This window comes from Gordonia sp. Z-3 (assembly GCF_036233855.1).
Classification (GTDB): domain Bacteria; phylum Actinomycetota; class Actinomycetes; order Mycobacteriales; family Mycobacteriaceae; genus Gordonia; species Gordonia tangerina.
The window spans coordinates 1-2564 of the sequence record NZ_JAZARS010000042.1 but is presented as its reverse complement, the minus strand read 5'-3'; the positions used below and the strand labels follow the sequence as shown (position 1 = coordinate 2564).

General features: G+C 64.0%; 2 protein-coding genes. Both read left to right on the top strand.

Going from position 1 to position 2564, the window contains the following annotated elements; translation table 11 throughout:
* The first annotated feature begins 138 nt into the window (after positions 1-138).
* Entirely contained in the window at positions 139-1794 is a 1656-nt protein-coding gene (gene istA, locus VX037_RS23665; protein WP_235722002.1) for an IS21 family transposase, read from the top strand.
* Positions 1795-1798: 4 nt separating this feature from the next.
* Positions 1799-2564, top strand: a 766-nt coding sequence (locus VX037_RS23660; protein ID WP_266063942.1) for an ATP-binding protein, incomplete at its 3' end; no start/stop codon positions are given.

Sequence of the window (2564 nt, the reverse complement as noted above, 5' to 3'; positions counted from 1 at the left end):
TGTCATTTGCCACCGTGAAGGGACCACCCTGGGCTGATTGTTTGCCATGGGGATGGGACCACCTGGATTGCCAGTTATGGGACCACCGGCGCGTCGCGTCGGTGGTCCCTTCATTTGTCCGTTGACTCGGCCGTGACGATGTTCACGGAAGGGGCCAACGGCATGGGCTACCGGGAGGTTGCAGTGGAAGAGATCAGAGAAGTCCTGCGGTTGTGGTTGGGCCTGGCGGTGGGGTTACCAGCGCCGGGTCTGCGCACGATCGCCGCGCGCGCGGGTATCGACAGGAAGACGGTGCGACGCTACATCGCGGCAGCGCAGGCGGCGGGGTTGACACGTGAGGCCGGCGCGGCGGCACTGACCGATGAGTTGCTCGGTGCGGTGGTGGCCGGGGTGCGTCCGGCGCGGCCGAATGGGCATGGTCAGGCGTGGGAAGCGTTGGTGCCGTTCACCGAACAGATTACGCAGTGGGTGAAGGGAGGGGCACCGGAGAATCCAGAACCGTTGACGGTGACCAAGATTCACATCCTGCTCGCCCGTCAGGGATGTGTGGTCCCGTACCGGACGCTGGTGCGGTTCGCGACCGAGTGCTGCGGGTATCGACGCACCACGACCACGGTGCGGGTGGCTGATGGGGATCCCGGGGTGGAGTGCCAGATCGACTTCGGTTACCTCGGACTGCTCGATGATGCGTCAACAGGTAAGCGCCGCAAAGTGTTCGCGCTGGTGTTCACCGCCGTGTACTCGCGGCATACGTTCGTGTGGCTGACGCATACCCAAACCCTGTCAGCGATCCTCGAGGGCTGTTCAGCGGCGTGGGAGTTCTTCGGCGGAGTGTTCGCTGTGATCATTCCGGACAACATGAAACCTATTGTCACCCAGGCCGACATCCTCAATCCGAGGTTGTCTCGGGGCTGGTTGGACTACGGCCAGCATGCCGGGTTCGTCACCGACACCGCCCGAGTCGCCACACCAACCGACAAACCGCGGGTGGAACGCACCATCCACTACGTGCAGAACAACTTTTGGGCCGGTGAGCGATTCTCGAGCCTGCCCGATGCCCAGGCCGCCGCGGTGGCATGGTGCCAGAGCACTGCGGGACTGCGGATTCACGGCACCACCGCCGCCGCGCCGGCGGTGCTGTTCGACACCGACGAACGCACCCACCTGTTACCGATACCGGCCGACTACGACGTACCGATCTTCAAACAGGTCAAGGTGCACAGAGACTTTCACGCCTCGGTCGGCAAAGCACTGTACTCGCTGCCCGAAACCTGGATCGGCTCGACACTGGATGTGCGCCTGGACAGCGAAGCGGTGAAGTTCTATCACCGCGGCGAGTTGGTCAAGCAACACCCGCGCCAGCCCGCCGGCGGGCAGAGCACCGACCCCCACGACTACCCCGCGGACAAGGCTGCCTACGCGCTGCGCAACATCAGCAAGCTGCAATCCACCTGCGAACATCACGGCCCCCATATCGGGCTCTACGCGGCCCGTATCGTCGATGACCCGCGCCCATGGTCTCGGGTGCGGGCGGTGTATACCCTGCTCGGCCTGGTGCGCACCTACGGGCCCGGACCCGTCGATGCTGCCTGTGCCACCGCCCTGGAGTTCGATGTCATCGCCGTGCCCAAGATCGCCTCGATGCTTGAGCAGGCCACCGAGAACACCACCCCGGACATGCCCGTGGCCGCCGGGTCGGAATCGTCTCGCTTTGCCCGTGACCCCTCCGAATACGCAACCAACAGAACACAGTTGACTCTTGTTCCCAACCCCGACAACACCATTCAGGAGTGAACCGATGACCCGAACCACCAACAGTGTGCCCGAACCTGTCGGCGCCGACATGCTCGGCCTGCTCAAAACCCTCAAACTCGGAGCCCTCGCCGACACCCTGCCCCAACGCGCAGCCCTGGCCCGCCAACACAAAACCTCGCACCTGACGTTCCTGCAACAATTGCTCGCCGATGAAGTCTCACGGCGTGAATCCAGCTCCGCCGCCCGACGATCAGCCAAAGCCGGTCTCGACCCCCGCATGCGGATCGACACCTGGTGCGCGGCAGACGATCTACTCTACGACCGTCCGCTGCTCGAGGACCTCACCACCCTGCGGTTCATCGACGCCGGCCACTCCGCAATCCTGCTCGGCCCCGTCGGAGTCGGCAAGACACATCTAGCAAACTCGTTGGGCCACATGGCTATCGGCCGCCGCAAAACAGTGTTGTTCGCGCGGGCGGACAAACTGTTCCACCGACTCAAAGCCGCCCGCCTCGACAACAGCGTCGACGCCGAACTTCGCCGCATCACCGCCATCGACGTCTTGATCATCGACGACTTCGCACTCAGAGCCCTCGACGCGACCGAAACCAACGACTTCTACGAACTCGTCGTCGAACGCCACCAGCAGACCAAGACCACCATCGTCACATCCAACCGAGAACCCGCCGAATGGCTCACCATGACCGCCGACGCGCTACTCGCCCAATCGGCCATCGACCGACTCACCTCACGCGCGCACACCCTGGTCATCGAGGGCCCCTCCTACCGCCAACGACACCGACCCGGAC

What these genes read in the sequence shown, in the direction of transcription:
- istA (WP_235722002.1), top strand. Translation starts at nt 139, where the DNA reads ATGTTCACGGAAGGGGCCAACGGCATGGGCTACCGGGAGGTTGCAGTG.